This is a genomic window from Ensifer sp. GW101-20A05 (genome assembly GCF_059424735.1).
This window is the reverse complement of the sequence record NZ_JBWKZT010000011.1, coordinates 97,044-119,643: the sequence shown is the minus strand read 5'-3', so window position 1 is coordinate 119,643 and position 22,600 is coordinate 97,044. Positions and strand designations below refer to the sequence as shown.

Sequence of the window (22,600 nt, the reverse complement as noted above, 5' to 3'; positions counted from 1 at the left end):
ACCTGCGCTCGGTTCTCAATTGCGTCGGCTTACGCGCCAAATGACGTTGCCGACGTCATCTGCCACAAGCAATGCGCCGCTTTTGTCGATCGCTACGCCGACCGGACGACCCATTGCCTTGTTGTCGGGGCCGATAAAGCCCGTGAGAATATCCTGTGGCCGGCCACTGGGTTTGCCATTTCGGAAAGGCACGAAGACAACCTTGTAGCCGCTGTAGACGCTCCGGTTCCAGGAGCCGTGCTGACCAACGAAAGCTCCGTTGCGATAGAGTGGGCCGATTGAAGCGCCCTTTGAGAACGTAAGACCCAGCGAGGCGGTGTGCGAGCCCAGCGCATAGTCCGGCTTGATAGCCTTGGCGACGAGATCGGGACGCTGTGGCTTGACGCGGGCGTCGACGTTCCCGCCGAAATAGCTGTAGGGCCAGCCGTAGAAGCCTCCATCGCGGACGGAGGTCATGTAGTCGGGGACGAGATCGTTACCGATCTCATCCCGTTCGTTGACGGCGACCCAGAGTTCGCCGCTCTGCGGATTCCAGGAGAGGCCGTTCGGGTTGCGCAGGCCCGAGGCGAAGACGCGCGTGCGGCGGCTTGCGCGGTCGATCTCGAGAACAGCGGCCCGGTTCGCCTCCGCTGCCATGCCGTTTTCCCCGACATTGCTGTTCGAGCCGACTGTAACGTACAGTTTGCGCCCGTCAGGGCTGGCGGTGACGTCCTTGGTCCAATGGTGGTTGAGATCGCCCGCCGGCAGATCGACAATCTTTTGCGCCGGAGCAGTTATACGGGTGCGGCCGCTCCTGTAGGGGAAGGCGACGAGGGCATCGGTATTGGCGACGTAGATCGTGCCGTTCGAAAGAGTCATGCCGAAGGGCGAATTCAGTCCCTCCAGAAACCTCCGGCGCATGTCGGCGGCGCCATCTCCATCGGTGTCGCGCAGGAGCGTGATCCGATTGGCGCTTTTGGTTGCCGCGCCGGCACGCTTCATTGCGGCGCCCATGACCAGCTTGCGGAGGCTGAAGCCGCCGCCCTTCTTTTCCGGCGCGTTACTTTCAGCAACCAGCACATCGCCATTGGGCAGGACGTGCAGCCAACGGGGGTGGTCGAGACCTGTGGCGAAGGCATTGACCCTTAAGCCTTTTGCGGGCGTCGGCGCCGTGCCGTCCCGCCAACCTTTCGCTTCGGCGATCCGGATCGTGGGGATAAGCGTCGGTCGCGGCTTTGGCAGCGTCGGGTTCGGCCCATAGCCGCCGTTGGAGGCAATTGCCCCCGTCTTCTGATCCGAAACGGCGACACAACCGGTGGCGAGGACACCTATGATGGAGACAATGATCGAGAGTCGCGGGATCCCGGTATTCATCGGATGTCCTCCGAACGGAATGCATTTTTCGCCGCTTGTAACTTAGACACGAACCTCGCCGTTATTATTCCGTGGTTTTTGTGATCCGAGGTTCGCGCCCTGCGCGGCCAATCCACCCTACCCTTGCGGAGCAAGGCTCGTTCTGATGCCAGCCGCGGCAAAGCGGGTGAGCTGAATCTGGGTTGCATCCTCGGTGTAAAGGACGTGAACCGCGCGGCCGCTCGCCGTGAGCTTTTCAGCTTCCTTGAAGGCGTCTTCAAAACTGACAGGTATTGCATCACTGGGCGTAGGGGGATCGTCCTGTTCCAACACGTAGAATGTGGCGTTTCGGATGTCTGTCATCGGTGCGCTCCTTTCGCGCAACAATAGCTGGCGAGCGCGATAGTTCCGCTGCATCATCGTTTCGCTTGCGCCCGACGTCACCGGGCTCGTCGATCGCGTTGCGGTCGCCGACAATGCCGTGGTTCGCAAGGGCGACGTTCTCTTCACCGTCGACAGGAGCCGGCGGCCTTCTCGCAGCCGGATTCGGGCCGCGTGCTTGGAACTAATGACGGGCAAGACTGTTTCAGCTGTGACTTTGGCATGACGCTGACGCGCCCTCCTGGCTGGGTAAGCCTCGATTATGAGGAGACTCGCATCATGAAGATTTCGTCCAGATTTCGTTCAGTCGCGGCTGCGGTTATCGCTGCAGCAGGAATCAGCTTTGCCGGCTCCGCGCATGCCGACAGCGGTACGATCAGCTTCTCAGTCTACAAGGCTGCCTTCTTTGTGGGTGGTTCTGGCGGCGAGGGCACGCTGACCTTCCATGGTCGCCGCTATCCCATCTCTGTCGGCGGCATCTCGGGCGGCCTCGCCTTCGGGGCTTCTAAGACCTATTTCCATGGTACCGTTCGCCACATTCGCCGCGCCCGAGATGTGACGGGGGTCTACGGTGCGGCCGGCGGTGGCGGCGCGGTCGGCAAAGGGGCCCAGGTGATCGTCATGACCAATGACAAGGGCGCCCAACTCGAGCTCTCAGGCAAGCAGGTAGGCCTGCAAGTCAACGCCGATCTCAGCGGACTTGCCATCACGGTGAAGTAAGGGCCGTCGCTCCGTTCGTCGTCCCTGCAGTCGGCCCACTACGCTGAATACAAGGGTCGGCTTTCAGCGTTGGTCAATTCCAAACTTTGGGCCCCCGCCCATCTTCATGCCAGCAGCCTTGGAGTCAAAACCGGGATTGATCCTGAGGGCGATACGTGCCTCGTCGTCACGCAGAAGGTTGGATGGGTGAGATCTGCAAGCTTGGGAAACGCGGCCTCAAGGCGGACGCCGAGTGGATCGAGGCGCATCGCAAGCTCGTCGGGGCCCGCTTCGAAGCATTGGACGAAATCATCAGCGAAATGAAAAAAGAGGGAAGCGATGATTCAGCAAGTTAACAGTCCCGGTGGTGAGTAGCACGGCATGTCAGTCGAGCGCAGAGGGGATCGCGAACTCGTCGTAACGCGGACATTCAATGCGCCGCCGAGCACGGCTTACAGGGCGTGGAGCCAGCCCGAGCTGTTCCAGCGCTGGTGGGTGCCAAAATCGGCATCCGGCGTTTCGCTCGTATCGTGCGATATGGACGTCCGTACCGGCGGCAAATATCGGCTGGAATTCGGCGCCGGCGGTTCGGACACCATGGCCTTCTACGGCAAGTATCTCGAGGTGGTGCCGAACGAGCGCATCGTCTGGACCAACGACGAGGGCGAAGAGGGCGCGGTCACGACCGTAACCTTCGAGGACCAGGGCGGGAAGACGCTGCTGAATTTCCACGAAATCTATCCGTCCAAGGAGGCGCTTGAGGAAACACTACAGGGCTCGGCGGCCGCATTGCCGGAACAGCTGGAGCAGCTCGACGAATTGCTTTCAAGCAAAGACGAGTAGCGCGGGTCGGGAAACTCGCCTCCGGGGGAACGTATGCTCTTGGGAACTCCACCGGCCATTCCGGAAGGAGCGAGGGCGCAAAGCCGTTGTTGAGCGTGGACCGCAGTTGGCATCGAGCACGATGTCGGACCAGCTTCTCTTCGCCTTGACCAGATTCGAACCTTCCGTCAGGGCTTTCGAATGCGAGAGCTTCTGGCTCACCTGGGACCGAGCTGAAATTGATAACGGCCGCACGTGGCCGCCGTTATCAAGTTTCCCAGTCGGCTTGCGATCAGTCTTCCTCGTCCTCGAATGCTTCTTCGCACGTCCGCCGGAAGGACGGCACGACCATCAGCACGAACATGCCAACCGTTGCGATAAGGAGCATAAGACTGATCGGGCGCGAGATGGTCATTGCGCGGCGAATGTTCGTTTCGAGAAGCGGACCGAGGACGAAGCCAAGTAACGGCGGGCCCGCTTAAATCGCGCGAGAGCGACTAATCAATTTTACATCAAGGACATACGCAAACGGAAACACCAAGATTTTTTGGGTTTGTGCCGTGTGTTTTTGGCGCCGCTTCAAATTAGTTTTGGCCCATCAGGGTTGGCGGCGCAGAGAAAGTTCGGCAGCGCCATTGACCTTCCCATCGTTGGAAGCTCCATCTTGTGACAAAGACAGCGAAAGGAGCACGATCATGGGATCGGTGACCCCCATTAGAACGAACAATCTCGAAGCGATTTCCGCGGCCGCGCTGAGTGCGAGCATACCCGTCGAGGGCATGACCTGCGCGTCCTGCGTCTCCCGCGTTGAAAAGGCGATCCGCGCCGTGCCTGGTGTCACCGAAGCCTCGGTCAACCTCGCAACGGAACGCGCCGATGTTCGCTTCGATGCCAGCACCAAGTCCGCCGACATCGTCAAGGCGATCGAAAATGCAGGGTACGGCGCCGCCGAAGACACGATCGAACTCACAATCGAAGGCATGACCTGCGCCTCCTGCGTCGCGCGCATCGAGAAGGCGCTGAAGACCGTGCCGGGCGTCACGGAAGCCAGTGTCAATCTGGCGACCGAGCGCGCCTCCGTACACGTGACGAAGGGGATCGCAACGGCCGCCGCGCTCGAGGAGGCGGTTCGCGTTGCCGGCTACGCCGCCAAGCGCATCACCGGCGACGAAAGCGTCGACCGCGAAGGCGAGAAGCGCGAACAGGAGACCCGCAAGCTCGCACGCTCGCTGCTGATCGCCGGCGTCCTGACGCTGCCGATCTTCGTGCTCGAAATGGGCTCGCACTTCATCCCGGCCGTGCATGATTTCGTCATGACCAATATCGGCATGCAGGAAAGCTGGTATCTGCAGTTCGTGCTGACGACGCTGGTGCTCTTCGGCCCGGGCCTGCGCTTCTATGAGAAGGGCGTCCCCGCCCTCTTCCGCCTGGCGCCCGACATGAACTCGCTTGTCGCGATCGGCACGTCGGCCGCCTGGATCTATTCGGTCGTCGCAACCTTTGCACCGGATCTGCTGCCTGACGGCACTGCCAACGTCTACTACGAGGCGGCGGCCGTCATCGTCACGCTGATCCTGCTCGGCCGCTTCCTCGAAGCACGCGCCAAGGGCCGGACATCCGAGGCGATCAAGCATCTGATGGGCCTGCAGGCAAAGACCGCCCGCTTGGTCCGCAACGGCGAGACGATCGAGGTCCCGCTTTCCGACGTGCACGCCGGCGATACCGTACTGGTGCGTCCCGGCGACCGGGTTCCGGTCGATGGCAGCGTCATCGACGGCAACTCCTATGTCGACGAATCGATGATTACCGGCGAGCCGGTTCCGGTTGAAAAGATCGCCGGCAGCGAGGTGGTCGGCGGCACGATCAACAAGACCGGCTCCTTCACCTTCCGTGCAACCAAGGTCGGCGCCGACACGGTGCTGGCGCAGATCATCCGCATGGTCGAGCAGGCCCAGGGCGCGAAGCTGCCGATCCAGTCGCTGGTCGATCGCGTCACCGCCTGGTTCGTGCCCGCAGTCATCGCCATCGCGCTTTTGACCTTCGGCATCTGGCTGGTCTTCGGCCCCGATCCGGCGCTGACCTTCGCGCTCGTCAACGGCGTCGCAGTTCTGATCATCGCCTGCCCCTGCGCCATGGGCCTTGCCACCCCGACGTCGATCATGGTCGGCACCGGCCGCGCCGCCGAAATGGGCGTACTCTTCCGCAAGGGCGAGGCACTGCAGACGCTGCGCAATGCCGCCGTCATCGCCGTCGACAAGACCGGTACCTTGACCAAGGGACGGCCTGAACTGACCGACCTAGAAACCGCCGCAGGCTTCGACCGCGATACCGTTCTGGCACTGGTCGCCGCCGTCGAAACCCGCTCCGAGCATCCGATCGCCGAAGCAATCGTCGAGGCCGCAAAGACAAAGGGCCTGGCGATCGCCGAGCCGGCGAAGTTCGAGGCCATCCCCGGCTTCGGCGCCAGCGCCGAAGTCACGGGCCGCACCGTCCATGTCGGCGCCGACCGGCTGATGGCGCAGTTGAAGCTCGACGTTTCCGCTTTCGCCGAGCAGGCGACCCGCCTGGGTTCCGAAGGCAAGAGCCCGCTCTATGCGGCGATCGACGGCAAGCTTGCGGCGATCATCGCCGTTGCCGACCCGATCAAGGAGACGACGCCGCAGGCGATCCGCATGCTGCACGAGCTTGGCTTGAAGGTCGCGATGATCACCGGCGACAACCGCCGCACCGCCGAAGCCATCGCCGCCAAGCTCGGCATTGACGAGGTCATCGCCGAAGTCCTGCCCGGCGGCAAGGTCGCAGCGCTGAAGAAGCTGAAGCAAGGCGGACGCGCGGTCGCCTTCGTCGGCGACGGCATCAACGACGCGCCGGCGCTGGCCGAAGCCGATGTCGGGCTGGCGATCGGCACCGGCACGGATGTCGCCATCGAAAGCGCCGATGTGGTGCTGATGTCCGGCGATCTGCTCGGTGTCCCGAATGCGATCGCACTGTCGAAGGCGACGATCCGCAACATCAAGGAGAACCTGTTCTGGGCCTTCGCCTATAATGTTGTGCTGATCCCGGTAGCAGCCGGCGCGCTCTATCCGGCCTACGGCCTGCTCTTGTCGCCGATCTTCGCGGCCGGCGCCATGGCATTGTCGAGCGTCTTCGTGCTCGGCAACGCGCTGCGGCTGAGGGCATTCCGCCCGGTCGCGGCAGGACGCGCGGCGTAAGATCGACATTCTCCCCGGCTTCCCGCCACAGCATGGCGGAAGCCGGGGAGAGCCCTTATATTCGAAGGGAATGGCCGCGAAGGCGGCTGCAAGGATGAAATCATGAATATCGGCGAAGCTTCACGCGCCTCCGGCGTCTCGACGAAAATGATCCGCTATTACGAGACGATCGGCCTCATTCCACAGGCCGACCGCAGCGAAGCCGGCTACCGCAACTATGGCGACAACGACGTCCATACGCTGCGCTTCATCCGCCGCTCGCGGGATCTCGGCTTCACCGTCGAGCAGATGGCCGACCTTTTGGCGCTGTGGCGCGACCGATCGCGTGCCAGCGGCGAGGTCAAGAAGATCGCCCTCGAACATGTCGAGATCCTGGAACGCAAGGCGGAGGAGCTGAAGGCGATGAGCCGGACGCTGAAGCATCTCGCGGCCCATTGCCATGGCGACGGACGACCGGACTGTCCTATTCTTGACGATCTGGCCGATGCCGGGAACACCCCAGCAAAGCAGGCGGAGCCCGCCCGTTTCGGCACGGCCGGCATCGATCCTGTTCGCAACCGCCGCCGCGGATGACGTGGTCCCATGCGCTTGGCAAAGTCTCACGCATTCGTGACGGTGCGAAGCGCAAGCGGCATTGACAGGAATCGCGGGCGTTTTTACGGATCGATTATGGAAAAGGTGCGAACCACATATCTGCGTTTGCTGATTGTGCTGAAGCTGGCAGTCATGCTGTCGCTGGCCCTGCTGCCCTATTCCACCGCATCCGGCATGACACATGCGGCCACGCACGGCTCGAAGCAGATCGAAGCGTCCTCAGACAACCCGATCCAGGCAGCGACCGAGCATTGCCCGAGCCTCGACAAGGGCAAGGTGAAGCCGACCCAGGATAGCGGCAAGGCCGACAAGAAGGATTGCTGCAAGACCTTCTGTGCCGCCGTTGCAGTCCTTGCCGATACCGGCGCTAGCCATCCCGTTTTCCCGCGCTCCATCCGCAACTTCGGACCGCAGCCGCAGCTGACCCCAGGTGAGCTCGACGGCCTACATCGCCCTCCAAAAGCCTGACTTTGTGAAGCCGTGACCGCTTCTGCATGTTGCCTTTTATCCTAGCCGATTGAAGGGCAAAAACATGCAGCAGAGCAAAGCGCTGTGGCCGCCTTTTGCGCGTCAACTGAAACGCGAGGCACCGTAGCACGGTCAGCGATGAGGCCCGCCCGGACCACTGCCGGTCGGTCGCCGACCTCTGCCATTCACATTTCAGGTTTGACCATGAAACGATTGTTTTCCATGGCGCTCCTGCCCATGATCCTGGGCGGATGCGCTGCCACATTGCCTGCCGAGGTTTCAAGCCTTGGCGATCCCGCCGATAGCTCCAGCAGCATTCGAAGCACGCAGTATCGTAGCCCCATTTCAGGCTACACCCACCGCGAGCCGACCGGCCCCAAGGCCTGGGGCCCACTCAACGACGCACAGTCGACCGCCAAGGGAGACGCGTCATGATGAGCCGCAAGATCAAGCTGGCGGCGTTCATCGGCCTGCCGCTCGCGCTCGCCGGCTGCGCCACCAACGCCGAATATTCGGCCAGGGACGCTGGCTTTACGACGGTGGATGCGAAGGTTGCGACAGCTGCGACCAAGAAAAGCGTCTGGATCCAGAACCGCGCGCAGGCCGCCAAGGTCAATGCCGAGGTCAAGGCGCTCTTGAAGCGCAAGACGATCGACGCTGACACGGCCGTCCAGATCGCGCTTCTCAACAATAAGGGCCTGCAGGCCGCCTATGCCGATCTCGGCGACGCTTCGGCCGACGCCTGGCAGGCGACCCTTTTCCTTAACCCCACCGTCTCGATCGGCACGACCGGGATCGGCGCGCCGGAACTCGAAGCCTACCGCGCAATCGAGGGCCTGGTCACCACCAACATCCTGGCGCTGCTGACGCGCGACAAGACCATTGCCATCGCCGATGCCCGTTTTCGCCAGGCGCAACTTTCAGCAGCGCTCAGGACCCTGGAACTTGCCGCTGAAGCCCGTCGCGCCTGGATCGAGGCCGTCGCTGCTTGGGAAACCGTCGGACAGTTGAGCCGGGCCCAGATTGCTGCTGACGCCTCCTCGGAACTTGCCGCCAAGCTCGGTGAAACCGGTGCCATGGGCAAGGGCGCGCAGGCGCGGGAACATGTCTTCAATGCGGAACTTGCCGGACAGGCGGCCGAGGCGCGACTTGCCGCGCGGCTTGCCAAGGAGAACCTCACACGACGGATGGGCCTGTGGGGATCCGATGTCGACTACCAGGTACCGAACCGCCTGCCGGACCTGCCGAAGACGCTTGCCCGCAAGGATAGCATCGAGGCGGAGGCGCTGAAGCGACGCGTCGACTTGCAGATCGCCCGTCTCGATCTCGAGGCCGTCGCAAAATCCTACAAGCTGACCGAGGCGACCCGCTTCGTCACCGATCTGGAACTCGTCGCTGGTGCGGAAGCGGAACGGGAGCAAGAGGATCACGGCACCAAGGTCGAGACGACGGGCCAGTTCGAGCTCGAATTCGTCATCCCGATCTTCGACAGCGGCAACGCGCGCATGCGCAAGGCAGAGCTTGCCCACATGCGCTCGGCCAACCTGCTTGCCGAAAAGGCGGTCAACATCCGCTCCGAGGCGCGCTCCGCCTATGAGGCCTATCGCTCGCGCTACGATATCGCCCGCCACTATCGCAACAGCATCGTGCCGCTGCGCAGCAAGATCGAGGAGGAGGCGACGCTTAGCTACAACGGGATGATCACCAGCACCTTCGAACTGCTTGCCGACGTCAGGGCGAGGGTCGATTCGACCGTTCTCTCAGTCAATGCGAAACGCGATTTCTGGCTCGCCGACAGCGATCTGATGACGGCGATCCACGGTGGCGGATCAGGCGGAGCAGCCGAAGCAACGGCCGCCCCCGCGACGGCGGAAGCCGGCGCTGCAGGGCATTGAGAAGGAATAGGATCATGTTCAACAGAAGACACTTCCTTGGTGCAGGCGCGGCTCTCGTTTCCACCGCCGCATGGGCGCAAACCTCCAACTCCGGCCTGCCCGAAGCGGCAAGCATGGACAATGCCGCGACCCAGAAGCCGCTGGTGCCGACGAGCGGACCTGACTACAACCCGGTCGTCACCCTCAACGGCTGGACACTGCCACACCGCATGAACAACGGCGTCAAGGAATTTCACCTCGTCGCCGAGCCGGTCGAACGCGAAATGGCCGACGGTATGACCGCCTATCTCTGGGGTTACAACGGCCAGTCGCCGGGTCCGACGATCGAGGCGGTCGAAGGCGACCGCGTTCGGATCTTCGTCACCAACAAGCTGCCGGAACACACCACCATCCACTGGCACGGCATGATCCTGCCCTCGGGCATGGATGGCGTGGGCGGACTGTCGCAGCCGCACATCCCCTCGGGCAAGACCTATGTCTACGAGTTCGACCTCGTGAAGTCGGGCACCTTCATGTACCATCCCCACGCCGACGAGATGGTGCAGATGGCCATGGGCATGATGGGCTTCTTCGTGGTGCATCCGAAGGACCCGGACTTCATGCGCGTCGACCGCGACTTCGTGTTCCTGCTCAACGCCTACGACATCGATCCCGGCACCTACGTGCCGAAGATCATGGAGATGACCGACTTCAACATGTGGTGCTGGAACAGCCGGATCTTCCCCGATATCGACCCGCTGGTCGTGTCCAAGAACGACCGGGTGCGGGTGAGGGTCGGAAACCTCACCATGACCAACCATCCGATCCACATGCACGGCTACGATTTCGAGGTAACCTGCACCGATGGCGGCTGGGTGCGGCCGGAGGCGCGGTGGCCGGAAGTGTCGATCGACATCCCCGTCGGCGCCATGCGCGCCTACGAATTCGACGCAAAGTATGAGGGCGACTGGGCGATCCATTGCCACAAATCGCACCACACGATGAATGCGATGGGCCACGATATCCCGACCTTCATCGGCGCCGACAAGACATCGGTCGCGGCGAAGATCCGCAAGGTCAAGCCCGACTACATGCCCATGGGAACGGCCGGCATGGCCGACATGGGCGAAATGGAAATGCCGCTCCCCGACAACACGATCCCGATGATGACCGGCTGGGGTCCGCACGGCGCGTTGGAGATGGGCGGAATGTTCTCGGTGGTGAAGGTGCGCGAAGGCATCTCCGCCGGCGATTACAGCGATCCCGGCTGGTACGAGAACCCGCCGGGAACACAAGCCTGGGAGTGGACCGGCGAACTGCCGGAAGCAACGCGGGCAAAGGGTGCCAAGACCGTGATCACGCCGAAACCATGAAGCAACGGCTGACCACGATGAATTCTCTCAATTCCACCAGGAACCATACGATGAAGAAAACAGCATTCGCTCTGGCGCTCGTTGTCGCCTCTGCCTTCTCCGCCCAGGCGCTCGCATCGGGCAGCCACGCGGGCGGCCACGACAAAGTGTCCGTCGGCGAGCCCGGTGATAGCAAGAAGGCGACGCAGACGATCCGCGTCACGATGAAGGAAACCGACGACGGCAAGATGATCTTCACCCCGGCGACCATCAAGGTGCGTCAGGGCCAGACCGTTCATTTCGCGATCAAGAATGCCGGCGAATTGGCCCATGAATTCGTTCTCGACGACAAGGCGACGATCCAGGAACACAAGATCACCATGGAGAAGTTCCCCGACATGGAGCACGACGACCCGAACGCCATCCGGCTCGAGCCCGGCAAATCCGGCGACATCTACTGGACCTTCACCAATGACGGCACCTTCGAGTTCGCCTGCCTGGTGCCCGGCCACTACGACGCCGGCATGCACGGTCCGCTCGACGTCGTGAAGAAGTAATCCCCGATCATAGAAAAGGATCTGACCATGAAGACCGTAGGTACATTCTTCGCAGCGCTTGCGCTCGCTGCCTCCGCCGCCGCCTTTGCCCTTCCCGCACACGCGGCGGAGTTCACCAAGGGCGTCGTCAAGAAAATCGATACCAAGGCCAAGAAGGTGACGATCGATCATGAAGACCTGAAGAACCTCGACATGCCGGCCATGACCATGGTGTTCCGCGTTGGCGACGATGCGGTGCTTGCCAAGCTCAAGGAAGGCGCCTCGATCGAATTCGTCGCCGACCGGGTCAACGGCAAGCTGACCGTGACCGAAGTCAAGTAAGCTGCGACAAACGGCCCGGGTCGAAATCACGCCGCCCGGGCCGGCACGATGCTATAGTCAGGCAGAACCGGAAAGGAGCGTCCAATGGACGTGTTACGTAGACATTTCGTAGCAGGCGCAATCGCAGGCATCACCCTCTTTGCGACAGCCGCCGCGGCTGCGGCCGGCACCATGGCCATCTACAAGGATCCGCAATGCGGCTGCTGCGAGCAATGGGCCGAGGCGATGGAGGCGGCCGGCTACAAGGTCGAGGTGCACGACGAGGCCGATATGTCGGCGATCAAGACGCGCTTCGCGGTGCCCGCCGACGTGGAAGGCTGCCATACGGCAGTAGTCGACAGCTACGTCATCGAGGGGCATGTGCCGCTGGAAGCGGTTCGCAAGCTTCTCTCTGAGCGGCCCGATATCGCCGGCATCGCCGTGCCCGGCATGCCCGCAGGCTCGCTCGGCATGGGCAATGACCCGCAGGCGTCCTACGACGTCTATACGATCGCCAAGGCAGGCGCCCAGTCGACGGTCTACTATCAGGTCCGTCCGGCGAATTAGGGCATTGGCTGCAAAGCGGCAGCGCTTCGGCCCCGAAGCGCCTCGCAAGCACGAAACCTGGGCGCTTCCTCTTTCGTCGGAAGCGTCTGGCCCCCAATGAAGCTCAGCCTCGCAGGAAGCTAGCGCTTCTCCAGTTCGACCGTGGATCCCAGCGCCTGCGGCTCCCCGACCTCGACGGCGTGCCCATCCGGATCATAGAAACGGAACACGCGCTGCCCCCAATCCTGCCGTTCGACCGGATGGATCAGTTCCACATGGGGCGCGACGCGTGCGAAAGCTGCGTCGACATCATCGTGTTCGAAATACAGGAGCAGGTTTCCTCGCCCATAGGGTTCCGCCGAGGCGAGTTCTTCCCGCCAGACTGTTCGCTCGAGCGAGCGGCCTTCGTGGACGGCAAAGCCGCTCTCGAAGAGGACGAAGTTTCCGAAGTCCTCGCGAACTGTCAGGCCGAGCGTCTTCTCGTAGAATTCCCGCGACCGGGCGATGTCGTGGACGAAAGGGATCGGATTGACGAAGCGCATGGACTTCCTTTCGCGAAGACTGCCGCTCGGACCAAAGCTTGCCTAAAGTTTTCACGTTGAAAGATGGCAAAGAGAATGCCGTTCGCGAAGCCCTCTCGGGCTCGGCCGTTTCATGGTAGCGCGCCTGTTTGCGATCTCTACGCGGTCAGACCACCTGCCAAGTGCCATCGTCGCTGCGCGCGAGCATCGGGGTCTGGAACACCCCCACGACGCGTTCCGGCCAATAAGGCGCGAGGTTGGCGAGCGGCTGTCGCCAGCGCTCGGTCTGCAGCATGGCGGCGCCGATCGCGACCGGCTCGATGCCGCAAGCCTCCATCAGGGTCAGCCCGGCCAGGATCGACGTGCCGCTCGATATCACGTCGTCGATCAGCGCGACACGTCGCCCCTCGAGCAGTGGAAGCATGCGCGGATCGACGTAGAGCCGCTTCTTCTGGTCCGGCGTCGTGATCGAGGAGAGCGGCACCGACAGGTCGTCGACATACCAGAATTTTCTTGATGTACCGAGCGGCACGTAGCGGCTATGGCCGAGCTTGCGCGCAACGGCAGAAGTAAGCGTCAGGCCCAATGTCGGGAGACCGGCCACGACATCGGGCTCGAAGGCGGCAAGCTTTGCCGCAAGTTCGGTGGCCAGCGCATCTTCCACCGCAAAGCTCGCCTGGTTGACGATCAGCGAGGCGAGCGCGTGCCTGCCATCCGAGAGCGGCCGGATCGGCAGCAATATCTGGCGGCCGTCGCCGAGCGTTGCCGGGAAGAAATCGCGATAACCCGCCTGAATGCCGAAACTTTTCGGCGGGTAGACCTCCTGCCAGAAGTCGTGAGGCTGCATCGGTTCCGTCCTCGTCTGCGCATTTCGCCCGGATTGAAAGGCGACCCAAAAAGCCGGTTCGCTGTTCTGATCCCGGTGGTTTTCGTCTATACCGTTTGCGACTTCGATCAAACCGAAAGGGCACCGTGCAGCGAGCAAAGCGCGCGGAATTCACAAGCCCTTCGCCAGATGAACCACGGGAATACCTGAACATGCGCCTGCCAGACGGAATTGCTGACGACCTCGCCTTCCTCACGGACTTCCGTCGCGATCTGCATGCCCATCCGGAACTCGGGTTCGAGGAGGAGCGCACCAGCGACCTCGTTGCCAAATGGCTCGAGGCCGCCGGGCTAAAGGTCCATCGAGGCTTGGGAAAAACCGGCGTCGTCGGCACCCTGCAAGTGGGCAACGGCACGCGCTCGATCGGTCTTCGCGCCGACATGGACGCACTCGCCATGCCCGAAATCGCCGACCGACCCTACAAGTCCCGCGAAGCCGGCAAGATGCATGCCTGCGGCCATGACGGCCACACCACATTACTGCTCGGTGCCGCCCGCCATCTGGCAAAGACCCGCAATTTCTCAGGCACCGTTCATTTCATTTTCCAACCGGCCGAGGAAGGCCGCGGCGGCGCGAAGCGCATGGTCGAGGAAGGGCTGTTTCAGCGTTTTCCCTGCGACGCCGTCTACGGTCTGCACAACATGCCCGGCCTCGATCCGGACGAAATCGCCGTCGTCGCCGGGCCGCAGCTCGCCTCCTCGGACAGCTGGCGTCTGACCTTCCGCGGTGTCGGAACCCACGGTGCCAAGCCGCATCTCGGCCGCGACCCCGTAACGGCGGCCGGTACCTTCCTTGCCTCGCTGCAGTCGATCGTCGGCCGCGTCGTCGATCCCTTGCAACCGGCCGTCGTCAGCGCCTGCTCCGTGCGTGCCGGCGACCCAAAAGCACTGAACGTGATCCCCGACATCGTGGAAATCGGCGGCACCGCCCGCGCCTATACACCCGAAGTGCGCGACCAGCTCGAAACCGAGATCGGACGACTGGCCCGGGGCACGGCGGAAATGTACGGGATTGCGGTCGACTACGAATTCGAGCGCCGCATCCCACCCGTCGTCAACGATGGCGATGCGACCGCCCGGGCGCTGAAGGCGGCCCAAGCCGTCTTCGGCAAAAAGACCCGCACGGCATTTCCGCCCTCCACCGCCGGCGACGATTTCGCCTTTTTCGGGCTCGAAGCTCCGGGCTGCTATGTGTGGCTCGGCAACGGCCCCGCCGTCGACGGCGCGCTGCATCACAACACCGCCTATGATTTCAACGACGCCGCGATCGGCCCGGGCGTTGCCTTCTGGTCGACGCTGGTGGAGCAGGAGCTGCCGCGCGCCGAATAGCGCGCGCCAGCCCGGGCGCGTGGCCGCAAATCACCCGAAGATGCGCAATTTCAGGGGCTTGTATCAGTTCTCTGAACGGAGAAGTGATCTGTCCCATTGGAGCTGAGAGCGGATCGCACAGGCGGCTTAAACCGAGCTGACCGCGCGAGTTACACCTCAAAGCACTTCCAATATCGGGCTTTCCATCAGTTTGCCGATTGCGACATCGGCGATGCCGCGGTCGGTCTGGTGCGGTCCGGCGTTGCAGGCGAGCGTCGCGCCAAAACAGGCCTTGAAGACCAGATAGGGTGGCTGCCAATCCACAATGCGGCCAACAGCATCGCGAAGTTCTGCGAAGCCGGCAGCTATCTCCGCGAGCGGCTGTTCCGAAACCAACCCGCAAATCGGTAGCGGCAGGAGAACGTCAACCTTGCCGCCGGACGCGACGGCCATGCCGCCGCCGGCGGCGATCACCGCATTGGCCGCCACAGCCATGTCTGCAGCGTTGCCACCGAAGACGGTGAGGTTGTGGCTGTCGTGCGAGACCGTGGTGGCGAAGGCCCCGCGCCAGGCGCCCCAACCCGAAAGCAAGCCGACGCGTGGCCGGCTGTCAGCGCGCCCGTGGCGGTGCGCGACTGCGATCACCGTAGTCCCCTCGGGCGGCACGACGAAGCCGCCTTCCACCTCGGCAACTGCTTCGGCCCATTGGGTGAAACGCGGGCGATCGATGGTCGCGACGCGCACCTTCGTTCCGGCAGCGCAGATGCGGAAATCGGCCTCTGCGAGCGGTGCAATTTTCATCGTGCCGTATAACGGCGCGACATCGATGTCAGTCAGCGGCTCGATCATGTCACCGCTCTTCGCGATGACCTTGCCGTGGACGATCACCGTGCGCGTGCGGAACTCGCTCAGGTCCTCGAAGACCACGATATCCGCCCGGCGTCCGGGCGCAACGAGCCCCAGATCGTGCCGGCCGAGCCGGACGGCACCGTTGAGCGTCGCCGCCCGTAGCGCCCATTCGGCGGGCAGGCCGTAGCGGACCAACCGGCGGACGACATCATCAAGGCCGCCAGCGCGGGCGAGATCGTCCGGAAAGACGTCGTCGGTACAGAGCGTCACCGTCTGAGGAAGATGGCCTAGGGCATTGAGGGTATTGACGAACTCAGGCAACAGGTGATCGTGCGAGCCGCGCAGTTCAATCGACAACCCTGCTCTCAGCTTCGCCATCAGATCGTCGCCGGACACGAGCTCGTGGTCGGAGCTGACGCCTGCGGTGACGAACGCCTGAAGGTCGGTGCCGGCAAGGCTGCGCGCATGGCCGTTGACCGGCTTGCCGGCGGCGAGCCCGGCCTGGACGATAGCGCTGATGCGCGCCTCGCCGTCGATGACGCCGCGCATGTTCATCATCTCGGCAATGCCGCCGATTTCCGGCCAGCTCAAAATGTCGGCGATGATGCCAGCGTCGAAATCGGCGCCGGCCAGTTCCAGACCCGGCGCCGACGGTACGCTGGACGGCGCCAGCAGAACGGTGCGCAGCGGCAGATCGCGAATGGCATCCGCAGCCCACCGCACTCCAGCGACACCGTTGACGTTGCCGAACTCATGCGGGTCCCAGACAACGGTCGTGACACCACGCGGCAGCACCGCGTTGGCATAGGTCGCCGGTGTCACCATCGAACTTTCGACATGCATATGCGTATCGATCAGGCCAGGTGAAACGAAGGCACCGCCCGCATCGATGATATCAGCCGCGTCGCTGCGCGTGCCGGGCTCGTGCACGCTCGCGATCAACGATCCGACCAGACCGATATCGGCCGGACGAAGCTCGCCGGTGACCACGTCGACCAGCGTCCCGCCTTGTATCAGGATGTCGAAGGGTTGCTCACCGCGCGCTGCGGCCACCGCGCGGGTCCGGAGCGCCGCATCGGCCAGGTCCTGAGGCTGCAGCACGGAGTTCATTTCTGCGCTTCTTTCATCAACGCACCCAGGATCTGGGCCCGCGTCGTCTCGACGTGTGCGTCAACGGCGTATTCGGCATTGAAGGTCGCATGGCTCGCGCGGGTTTCGACGACGGTACGCCCTCGCGTCAGGGATCCGCCAAGCTCGACATCGATACGTGCGCTCTTAAAGGAGACTGCGCCGGGGTTGACGAAGGCGACGGCGGCTGAGGGGTCATAGATCGCCATGCCCGGGCGTCCACGGCTGGTACCGATCGAGATGTATCCGGCAAGCAGATCGGCGATCAGCGCGGCATTGACGCCGCCGGCCGAGCGGATCGGCGCAACGTCGTCCGGATAGGCAAAGACCTTGCGGCAGAGATCGAGATCGACCATGCGCAGCGGCAGGCCGTGCGCGAGCACGATGGCAAGCGCCTCCGGATCGGCAAAGGCGTTGAATTCGGCGGAGGCTGTGTGGTTGCCGCTGGTGACGCCGCCGCCCATCCAGGTAAGGTCGGTGATGCGCGCGGCAAGGTCCGGGCGGGCAAGGCAGAGCGCGCCAAGGTTGGTGAGCGGCCCGAGAGCGAGAATGCGCTTTGGCCCTTCCTGTTCCAACCAGGCTGAGAGAGCAGCGAAAGCGTCGGTTTGCGGCAGTGCATCGGCTCGCGGCAGCGTCAGCCCGGCGGTCGGCATGCCGGCCTCGCCGAGAATACGTTCGGCAGTCTCAAGCCTGCCAAGCACTGGCGAGGCGCGGCCCTCATGGATGGGGAAGTTCCAGCCGAAGGCGAGCGCGGCACTGGCGGCGTTGCGCTTCACCTGTTCGATCGGCGTGTTGCCGAAGACGAGCGAAACGCCGTCGATTTCTTCAGCGGCATGAAGGACGACAAGCACCGCGGCGATGTCGTCGAAGCCCATGTCCGTATCGATCCAGACACCCATATGACGTCAACCGAACTTCTTGAGGCGCGCAGCCTTGTCGACCGGGAGATCGAAGGCAATCGTAGAGCCGGTTTCGCGCGCCGCCAATGCGGCATCTTCCTCGGCCTTGATGGCACCGAGCGGCGTATCGAGCAGGTATTCGCGCGTGCTGCCGGAGAAAGAGGCTCCGCGCACGGTGCCTTGGAAAGGACCTGAACCAAGGGTCACCATGCGCGGACGCCACGCAAGCCCTGCCGTGTCAGGCGGCAGGGATCCGGAAAGATCGATCGGGCCGTTGCCGACCGCAAGCTTGCCGCCCTCGACGGCAAAGATGTTCTCGAAGCCGACGAAATCGGCGACGAAGCGCGAGATCGGGCGGTTGTAGATATCCTCGGGCGTGCCGATCTGCTCAATCGCGCCGTTGAGCATGACGACGATCCGATCCGCCAGCGACAGGGCTTCGCCCTGGTCGTGGGTGACGAAGATCATCGTGACGCCGGTTTCCTTCTGGACGCGCTGCAATTCCGTTCGCATTTCGAGGCGCAGGCGGGCGTCGAGGTTCGACAGCGGCTCGTCGAGAAGCAGCACCTTCGGCTCCATGACCATCGAGCGCGCCAGCGCCACGCGCTGCTGCTGGCCGCCCGAGAGTTCGCCCGGCTTACGGGCGGAGAACTTCGAAAGCCCGACCGACTTCAGCCCGGCCGTTACCTTGCTCTCGATCTCTGTCGCCGGCAGCTTCTTCAGCCGCAGGCCGAAGGCGACGTTTTCGAACACGGTCAGGTGCGGGAACAGTGCATAGGACTGGAAGACTAGACCGACGGAGCGCTTGTTTGCGGAGACCCGAGTGATATCGGCACCGTCGAGCCTGATGGCACCGGAGGCCGGCGTCAGCAGGCCGGCGATCGAGCGCATCGTCGTCGTCTTGCCGCAACCGGACGGTCCGAGGAACGCCACGAGTTCGCCCTTGCGGATCGAAAGGTCGAGATCCTTCACCGCAACGGTATCGCCATAGGCGAGCGTCAGTTTTTCAAGGCTGAGGAAGGCGGCGTCAGACATAGCGAGAGAATCCCAGGAAGCGTTCGGCAAGGAAGACGATGCCGATGGACATGAAGGCGAGCAGTGCCGAGAGGGCGGCGACCGACGGATCGTAGGTGATCTCCATGTAGGAGAGCATGTCGATCGGCAGCGTGCGCACGCCGGGGCCGGAAAGGAAGAGCGATACCGGCACCTGGTTGAAGCTCGTGACGAAGCCGAGGATGAAGGCGGCCAAGATGCCGCTGCGGATGTTCGGCATCACCACGCGGAAGAAGGCGCCGGCGCGCGAGGAGCCGAGCAGCACGGCCGCCTCCTCGATGTCGGAGCGCAGGTTGTTGAGGCTCGCCGAGACCACCCGCACCGCATAGGGCAGAACCAGCGCCGTATGCGCGAGAAACAGGGTCAGCGTGATGTTGAAACCGAAGGGCACGACGATGTAGCGCAGCAGCGCCAGGCCGACGATGATGCCCGGCACAATGATCGGCAGCGACACGATCGTGCGGATGGTTTCGCCGAACGGCAGCTTGTAGCGTGAAAGCGCATAGGACGCGGGAACGCCAAGCACAAGCGCCGCAGCCGTACCGCCGATCGCCAAAAGCATCGAGATCGCGAAGCTCTCGCGGAAGCTCTCGACAGTGAAGACCTTGGCGACCCATTTGAGCGAGAAGCCCTGCGGTGGGAAGGCCAGCGTCTCGCCGCCTGAAAGCGAGGCGGCGACGATGATGAAGAACGGCCCTATCAGGAAGCCAATCACCAGGAAGAGCACAAGGGGTGAAAAGACGCGGGGTGTCATCGCTTGTTCCTCGCGGTGGCAAGCCGTTTCAAAAGAAGATTGGCGGCAAAGCTCATGACGATCAAAATGAAGGCGATGACGCTGGCTGCGACGAAATCGTTGGCGACGGTGACGCGCTGGTAGAGCAGCGTTTCGAGCATCAGCACCTTGGAACCGCCGAGGATCGCAGGCGTGATGTAGGCCGTCAGCGAGCCGGTGAAGACCAGCGTGCCGCCGATCACAAGGCCCTCTTTGGTGAGCGGCAGGATCACCTTGAAGAACACCTGGAACCAGTTGGCGCCAAGAACACGCGCCGCAGGAATTGCATCCTTCGGCATGTTCTCAAGCGCGCTGATCAAGGACAGGATCATCAGCGGCAGGAAGAGCTGAAGGAGACCGATGAAGACGGCCGTTTCGGTAAAGAGAAAGCGGATCGGCTCATCCGAGAGGCCGACCAGTTGCAGCGCCTGGTTAACGATGCCGGTGCGGCCGAGGATGACGATCCAGGCATAGGTGCGGGCAACCGACGAGATCATCAGCGGCAGCACGACGAGGCCGATCATCTGCCCCTTGTTGCGCGGCGTCAGATTGACGATGGCAAAGGCCGCGGCATAGCCAATGACCGCCGAAACAGCGGTGACCATCAGACCAAGTCGGAAGGTACGCAGGAAGACGGTGCGGTTCAGCGGATCCGAGAAAAAGGTCGTATAGGCCGACAGCGACCAGCTGTCGGCGTTGCGAAAGCCTTCCGCCAGCAGGATCACCACCGGCGCAAGAAAGACGATCGCCGCAAAGACCGCTGCGGGCAGAGCGAGCGCCAGGGCTTCGGCGCGGTTCTGAAACATCCTTCTTCCTTTCAAGGCATCAAGTAGAGCGGCCTGCCCGTCCCGGTGGCCGTGGCTCCACCGGCCGAAAAGTCCGGCCGATGGAGTTCAGTTGTTTGGCTTACTGGCCGACCTGCGCGTTCCACTCCGACAGCCACGCTTCGCGGTTGTCGAGGGCAACAGCCGAGGGGATCAGCTTCAGGTTCTTCACCGTCTCTTCGCCGTAGGTCAGGTTCTCGGCGATCTCCGGCGAAACCTTGACGTCCTTGTTGGCCGGGCTGTCGACCAGCTTTTCGGCGAGCGCCGTCTGGATTTCGGTCGAGAGCCAGAAATCCATGAACTGAAGCGCCAAGTCCTGGTTCTTGCCGCCCTTGGTCAGCACCATCACATTCATGCCGCCGGTCTGGCCTTCCTTCGGCGTTGCCCACTTGATTGGCAGGCCGAGCTTGGTGAAGCCTTCCCAAGAGAAGCGGCCGATCGGTGCGGCCCAGATCTCTTCCTGCTGCATCAACTGCACGAGCTGCGAAGACTTGACGTAGAAGGTGACGATGTCGTCCTTCTTGGCACCGACGGCGGCAATCGCTTCCTTGAGGTCCGGCGTATTCTTGCCGATGGCCTCGCCAACCATGTAGAGCGCCGGCGGGCCTTGGTTGGTCGTGACGTTCGGGAAGGCGACGTGGCTGGCGTTCTTCTCGTCGAGCAGATCGGCCCAGGAATTCACTTCCATCTTGTCCGAGCGATAGACGATCGAGGTTGCGTAGAAGGTGTAGCCGACGCTCATGCCGTCGCCGTTCGGATCCTTGGCAAGGTCATAGAGCTTGTTGAAGTTCTGGAGCTTCGAGGTGTCGATCTTTTCGATCAGGTCAGCGCGCGAAGCCGAGAGCGCGTCGGCCATCGAAACGACGGCCATGTCGACAACCGGGCTTGCCTTGTTGGCTTCCATCTTTGCCAGGCGCTCGACGCTGTTGCCGGTTTCGACCACCAGCTTGCAACCGCACTTCTGCTCAAACGGCGTGTAGACCAGCTCCTTGAATGCGTCCTGGGCAAAGCCGTAGACGGAAATTGTGAGCGTCTTTTCCTGAGCAGACGCGGCAGGGGCGACGAGCAAGAGCGCGCTCGAGGCAAGCAGGAACTTCTTCATGACTGGTGTCCTCCTTCGGTGACGGATGTGGCTGCGGTGGCAGTGGTATGAACGGGTTGAAGCGCGGGCGGTGCGGCGGCCGATTGCCTGACGACCAGATGCATCGGCACTTTCGACTTCTCGGCCGTGACCGGTGCGCCGATCTCGGGATCGAACGGATCGCGCTCGCGGATCGCCTTGACGAGCGCGGCAACGGCAATCGCGGCAATCTCGGTCATGTCCATGCGCGCAGTCGTGAGCGCTGGAGTGATAACCGGCGACCAGATCAGATCGTCAAAACCGGTCACGCTCGCCTTTTCCGGCACATTGATGCCGGCGCGCTGCAATTCGGTCAGTGCCCGGAGCGCATGGAGATCGGAGATGCAGGCAAACGCGGTGTAGCCTTCCGCCACCTTCCCGGCGAGCCCGAGCGGACAGCCCTTTCCGGACACTTTCTCCAAGGGCTCGATCCAGAGCGTGTCGGTATGAAGCCCTTGGCCGAAGACGGAGCGGATGCCGCCGGCGCGGTCGTTCTGCACGTTCGAGGCGGGATTGTTGCCGATGATCAGCACGCGCCGGTGCCCGAGCGCCTTCAGGTGCTCGGCGATCTGCTGGCCGCCACCCCAGTGGTCGGCGGCAACCGTGTTGCCGGGCGTCGAGGGCGTATCGATGACGGCAACCGGACAGCCGACATCGGCGACGCGGGTACCGCGCCGCGGCACGATCACCAGGCCGTCGACGTCGCGGTCGATCAGCCGCTCGATCGCCTTGGTCTGGGTCGAGACGTCGCCGCGCGAGTCCGCAATCAGCACGCCGTAGCCCGACGACGAGGCGGCAAGCTCGATCGCCTGGGCGATCTGGGGGAAGAGCGGATTGGCGATATCGGGAAGAACGAGACCGATGACGCCGGTGCGACCGGTCCTGAGCGCCCTGCCCGCCTGGCTCGGTACGTAACCGAGCTCGGCCGCGGTCGCGCGGATCTTCTCCACCATTTCGGCAGACACGCGGCCCTTGCCGGAGAGCGCGTTCGAAACCGTGGCTGCGGACACGCCGAGCGCTCTGGCAATCCTCGTTAGTTTTGGTCCGGAACGCGCCAAAATCCGTGGTTTCCGCTATCGCATGATTAAACGATTAATCATGCGA

General features: G+C 63.0%; 23 protein-coding genes and 1 pseudogene. 13 read left to right on the top strand and 11 right to left on the bottom strand.

Features of this window, described 5'->3' with window-relative positions; translation table 11 throughout:
• Positions 1-15 precede the first annotated feature (15 nt).
• Together AC070A_RS24260 and AC070A_RS24255 are read right to left on the bottom strand one after the other, a co-directional pair.
• A complete protein-coding gene (locus AC070A_RS24260; RefSeq protein WP_057255114.1) occupies positions 16-1,353 on the bottom strand; it encodes a PQQ-dependent sugar dehydrogenase in 1,338 nt (445 codons plus the stop codon).
• Between the two features lie 117 nt (positions 1,354-1,470).
• Positions 1,471-1,695 (bottom strand): hypothetical protein, encoded by a 225-nt coding sequence (locus AC070A_RS24255; protein WP_492383887.1) that lies wholly within the window; start codon positions 1,693-1,695, stop codon positions 1,471-1,473.
• A 297-nt stretch (positions 1,696-1,992) separates the two neighbouring features.
• Here AC070A_RS24255 and AC070A_RS24250 point away from each other — a divergent pair, with 297 nt between their 5' ends.
• From AC070A_RS24250 to AC070A_RS24195, 12 genes and pseudogenes are all read left to right on the top strand, one after another.
• A complete protein-coding gene (locus AC070A_RS24250; protein ID WP_492383886.1) occupies positions 1,993-2,433 on the top strand; it encodes a hypothetical protein in 441 nt (146 codons plus the stop codon).
• 159 nt (positions 2,434-2,592) lie between these two features.
• A pseudogene (locus tag AC070A_RS24245) lies at positions 2,593-2,768 on the top strand (ArsR family transcriptional regulator); the annotation flags it as partial.
• Positions 2,769-2,793: 25 nt separating this feature from the next.
• Positions 2,794-3,255 carry an SRPBCC family protein gene (locus tag AC070A_RS24240; protein ID WP_112994676.1) on the top strand — a complete coding sequence of 154 codons (462 nt, stop codon included), beginning with the start codon at positions 2,794-2,796 and terminating at the stop codon, positions 3,253-3,255.
• A 758-nt stretch (positions 3,256-4,013) separates the two neighbouring features.
• The gene (locus tag AC070A_RS24235; RefSeq protein WP_492384399.1) at positions 4,014-6,446 is read left to right on the top strand and encodes a heavy metal translocating P-type ATPase; all 2,433 of its coding nucleotides are present in this window, start codon (positions 4,014-4,016) and stop codon (positions 6,444-6,446) included.
• 102 nt (positions 6,447-6,548) lie between these two features.
• Positions 6,549-7,019: a Cu(I)-responsive transcriptional regulator gene (cueR, locus tag AC070A_RS24230; protein ID WP_057251535.1), complete on the top strand. Its 471-nt coding sequence runs from the start codon at positions 6,549-6,551 to the stop codon at positions 7,017-7,019.
• Between the two features lie 96 nt (positions 7,020-7,115).
• The gene (locus AC070A_RS24225; protein ID WP_057251534.1) at positions 7,116-7,508 is read left to right on the top strand and encodes a hypothetical protein; all 393 of its coding nucleotides are present in this window, start codon (positions 7,116-7,118) and stop codon (positions 7,506-7,508) included.
• Between the two features lie 204 nt (positions 7,509-7,712).
• On the top strand, positions 7,713-7,943 hold the full coding sequence (locus AC070A_RS24220) for a hypothetical protein (protein WP_112994697.1): 231 nt from the start codon (positions 7,713-7,715) through the stop codon (positions 7,941-7,943).
• Entirely contained in the window at positions 7,940-9,403 is a 1,464-nt protein-coding gene (locus AC070A_RS24215; RefSeq protein ID WP_112994679.1) for a TolC family protein, read from the top strand. Before AC070A_RS24220 ends, AC070A_RS24215 begins: the two co-directional genes overlap by 4 nt.
• Before the next feature lie 14 nt (positions 9,404-9,417).
• Complete coding sequence (locus AC070A_RS24210; RefSeq protein WP_057251532.1) at positions 9,418-10,755, top strand: multicopper oxidase family protein; 1,338 nt, start codon at positions 9,418-9,420, stop codon at positions 10,753-10,755.
• 50 nt (positions 10,756-10,805) lie between these two features.
• The gene (locus tag AC070A_RS24205) at positions 10,806-11,291 is read left to right on the top strand and encodes a cupredoxin domain-containing protein (protein WP_425987133.1); all 486 of its coding nucleotides are present in this window, start codon (positions 10,806-10,808) and stop codon (positions 11,289-11,291) included.
• A 27-nt stretch (positions 11,292-11,318) separates the two neighbouring features.
• Positions 11,319-11,612 (top strand): copper-binding protein, encoded by a 294-nt coding sequence (locus tag AC070A_RS24200; RefSeq protein WP_057251531.1) that lies wholly within the window; start codon positions 11,319-11,321, stop codon positions 11,610-11,612.
• Between the two features lie 90 nt (positions 11,613-11,702).
• Entirely contained in the window at positions 11,703-12,158 is a 456-nt protein-coding gene (locus AC070A_RS24195; RefSeq protein ID WP_057251540.1) for a DUF411 domain-containing protein, read from the top strand.
• A gap of 119 nt (positions 12,159-12,277) precedes the next feature.
• Here AC070A_RS24195 and AC070A_RS24190 read toward each other — a convergent pair whose 3' ends face one another.
• Both AC070A_RS24190 and AC070A_RS24185 read right to left on the bottom strand, forming a co-directional pair.
• Complete coding sequence (locus tag AC070A_RS24190; protein WP_057251530.1) at positions 12,278-12,679, bottom strand: VOC family protein; 402 nt, start codon at positions 12,677-12,679, stop codon at positions 12,278-12,280.
• 145 nt (positions 12,680-12,824) lie between these two features.
• Positions 12,825-13,595: a phosphoribosyltransferase gene (locus AC070A_RS24185; RefSeq protein ID WP_425988219.1), complete on the bottom strand. Its 771-nt coding sequence runs from the start codon at positions 13,593-13,595 to the stop codon at positions 12,825-12,827.
• Positions 13,596-13,696: 101 nt separating this feature from the next.
• On the opposite strand from AC070A_RS24185, the gene AC070A_RS24180 reads away from it, so the two are divergent.
• Positions 13,697-14,872, top strand: a complete 1,176-nt coding sequence (locus AC070A_RS24180; RefSeq protein ID WP_057251529.1) for a M20 aminoacylase family protein — start codon at positions 13,697-13,699, stop codon at positions 14,870-14,872.
• Between the two features lie 156 nt (positions 14,873-15,028).
• Here AC070A_RS24180 and AC070A_RS24175 read toward each other — a convergent pair whose 3' ends face one another.
• The 7 genes from AC070A_RS24175 to AC070A_RS24145 all read right to left on the bottom strand — a co-directional run bounded on the left by AC070A_RS24175 (position 15,029) and on the right by AC070A_RS24145 (position 22,554).
• Positions 15,029-16,810, bottom strand: a complete 1,782-nt coding sequence (locus tag AC070A_RS24175; protein ID WP_112994680.1) for an adenine deaminase — start codon at positions 16,808-16,810, stop codon at positions 15,029-15,031.
• Positions 16,807-17,727, bottom strand: a complete 921-nt coding sequence (locus tag AC070A_RS24170; RefSeq protein ID WP_113736582.1) for a nucleoside hydrolase — start codon at positions 17,725-17,727, stop codon at positions 16,807-16,809. Before AC070A_RS24170 ends, AC070A_RS24175 begins: the two co-directional genes overlap by 4 nt.
• Before the next feature lie 6 nt (positions 17,728-17,733).
• The gene (locus tag AC070A_RS24165) at positions 17,734-18,762 is read right to left on the bottom strand and encodes an ABC transporter ATP-binding protein (protein WP_057251526.1); all 1,029 of its coding nucleotides are present in this window, start codon (positions 18,760-18,762) and stop codon (positions 17,734-17,736) included.
• On the bottom strand, positions 18,755-19,534 hold the full coding sequence (locus AC070A_RS24160; protein ID WP_057251525.1) for an ABC transporter permease: 780 nt from the start codon (positions 19,532-19,534) through the stop codon (positions 18,755-18,757). Before AC070A_RS24160 ends, AC070A_RS24165 begins: the two co-directional genes overlap by 8 nt.
• The gene (locus tag AC070A_RS24155) at positions 19,531-20,358 is read right to left on the bottom strand and encodes an ABC transporter permease (protein ID WP_057251524.1); all 828 of its coding nucleotides are present in this window, start codon (positions 20,356-20,358) and stop codon (positions 19,531-19,533) included. Before AC070A_RS24155 ends, AC070A_RS24160 begins: the two co-directional genes overlap by 4 nt.
• A gap of 100 nt (positions 20,359-20,458) precedes the next feature.
• Positions 20,459-21,478, bottom strand: a complete 1,020-nt coding sequence (locus tag AC070A_RS24150; RefSeq protein WP_057251523.1) for an ABC transporter substrate-binding protein — start codon at positions 21,476-21,478, stop codon at positions 20,459-20,461.
• Positions 21,475-22,554, bottom strand: a complete 1,080-nt coding sequence (locus AC070A_RS24145) for a LacI family DNA-binding transcriptional regulator (protein WP_057251522.1) — start codon at positions 22,552-22,554, stop codon at positions 21,475-21,477. The genes AC070A_RS24150 and AC070A_RS24145 overlap by 4 nt, the downstream gene beginning before the upstream one ends.
• Between the last annotated feature and the right edge of the window lie 46 nt (positions 22,555-22,600).

Coding starts and splice junctions, on each gene's coding strand:
- cueR (WP_057251535.1), top strand. CDS start 6,549: ATGAATATCGGCGAAGCTTCACGCGCCTCCGGCGTCTCGACGAAAATG.
- AC070A_RS24170 (WP_113736582.1), bottom strand. CDS start 17,727: ATGGGTGTCTGGATCGATACGGACATGGGCTTCGACGACATCGCCGCG.
- AC070A_RS24210 (WP_057251532.1), top strand. CDS start 9,418: ATGTTCAACAGAAGACACTTCCTTGGTGCAGGCGCGGCTCTCGTTTCC.
- AC070A_RS24150 (WP_057251523.1), bottom strand. CDS start 21,478: ATGAAGAAGTTCCTGCTTGCCTCGAGCGCGCTCTTGCTCGTCGCCCCT.
- AC070A_RS24155 (WP_057251524.1), bottom strand. CDS start 20,358: ATGTTTCAGAACCGCGCCGAAGCCCTGGCGCTCGCTCTGCCCGCAGCG.
- AC070A_RS24160 (WP_057251525.1), bottom strand. CDS start 19,534: ATGACACCCCGCGTCTTTTCACCCCTTGTGCTCTTCCTGGTGATTGGC.
- AC070A_RS24205 (WP_425987133.1), top strand. CDS start 10,806: ATGAAGAAAACAGCATTCGCTCTGGCGCTCGTTGTCGCCTCTGCCTTC.
- AC070A_RS24255 (WP_492383887.1), bottom strand. CDS start 1,695: ATGACAGACATCCGAAACGCCACATTCTACGTGTTGGAACAGGACGAT.
- AC070A_RS24260 (WP_057255114.1), bottom strand. CDS start 1,353: ATGAATACCGGGATCCCGCGACTCTCGATCATTGTCTCCATCATAGGT.
- AC070A_RS24200 (WP_057251531.1), top strand. CDS start 11,319: ATGAAGACCGTAGGTACATTCTTCGCAGCGCTTGCGCTCGCTGCCTCC.
- AC070A_RS24175 (WP_112994680.1), bottom strand. CDS start 16,810: ATGAACTCCGTGCTGCAGCCTCAGGACCTGGCCGATGCGGCGCTCCGG.
- AC070A_RS24225 (WP_057251534.1), top strand. CDS start 7,116: ATGGAAAAGGTGCGAACCACATATCTGCGTTTGCTGATTGTGCTGAAG.
- AC070A_RS24220 (WP_112994697.1), top strand. CDS start 7,713: ATGAAACGATTGTTTTCCATGGCGCTCCTGCCCATGATCCTGGGCGGA.
- AC070A_RS24250 (WP_492383886.1), top strand. CDS start 1,993: ATGAAGATTTCGTCCAGATTTCGTTCAGTCGCGGCTGCGGTTATCGCT.
- AC070A_RS24180 (WP_057251529.1), top strand. CDS start 13,697: ATGCGCCTGCCAGACGGAATTGCTGACGACCTCGCCTTCCTCACGGAC.
- AC070A_RS24240 (WP_112994676.1), top strand. CDS start 2,794: ATGTCAGTCGAGCGCAGAGGGGATCGCGAACTCGTCGTAACGCGGACA.
- AC070A_RS24190 (WP_057251530.1), bottom strand. CDS start 12,679: ATGCGCTTCGTCAATCCGATCCCTTTCGTCCACGACATCGCCCGGTCG.
- AC070A_RS24235 (WP_492384399.1), top strand. CDS start 4,014: ATGACCTGCGCGTCCTGCGTCTCCCGCGTTGAAAAGGCGATCCGCGCC.
- AC070A_RS24165 (WP_057251526.1), bottom strand. CDS start 18,762: ATGTCTGACGCCGCCTTCCTCAGCCTTGAAAAACTGACGCTCGCCTAT.
- AC070A_RS24215 (WP_112994679.1), top strand. CDS start 7,940: ATGATGAGCCGCAAGATCAAGCTGGCGGCGTTCATCGGCCTGCCGCTC.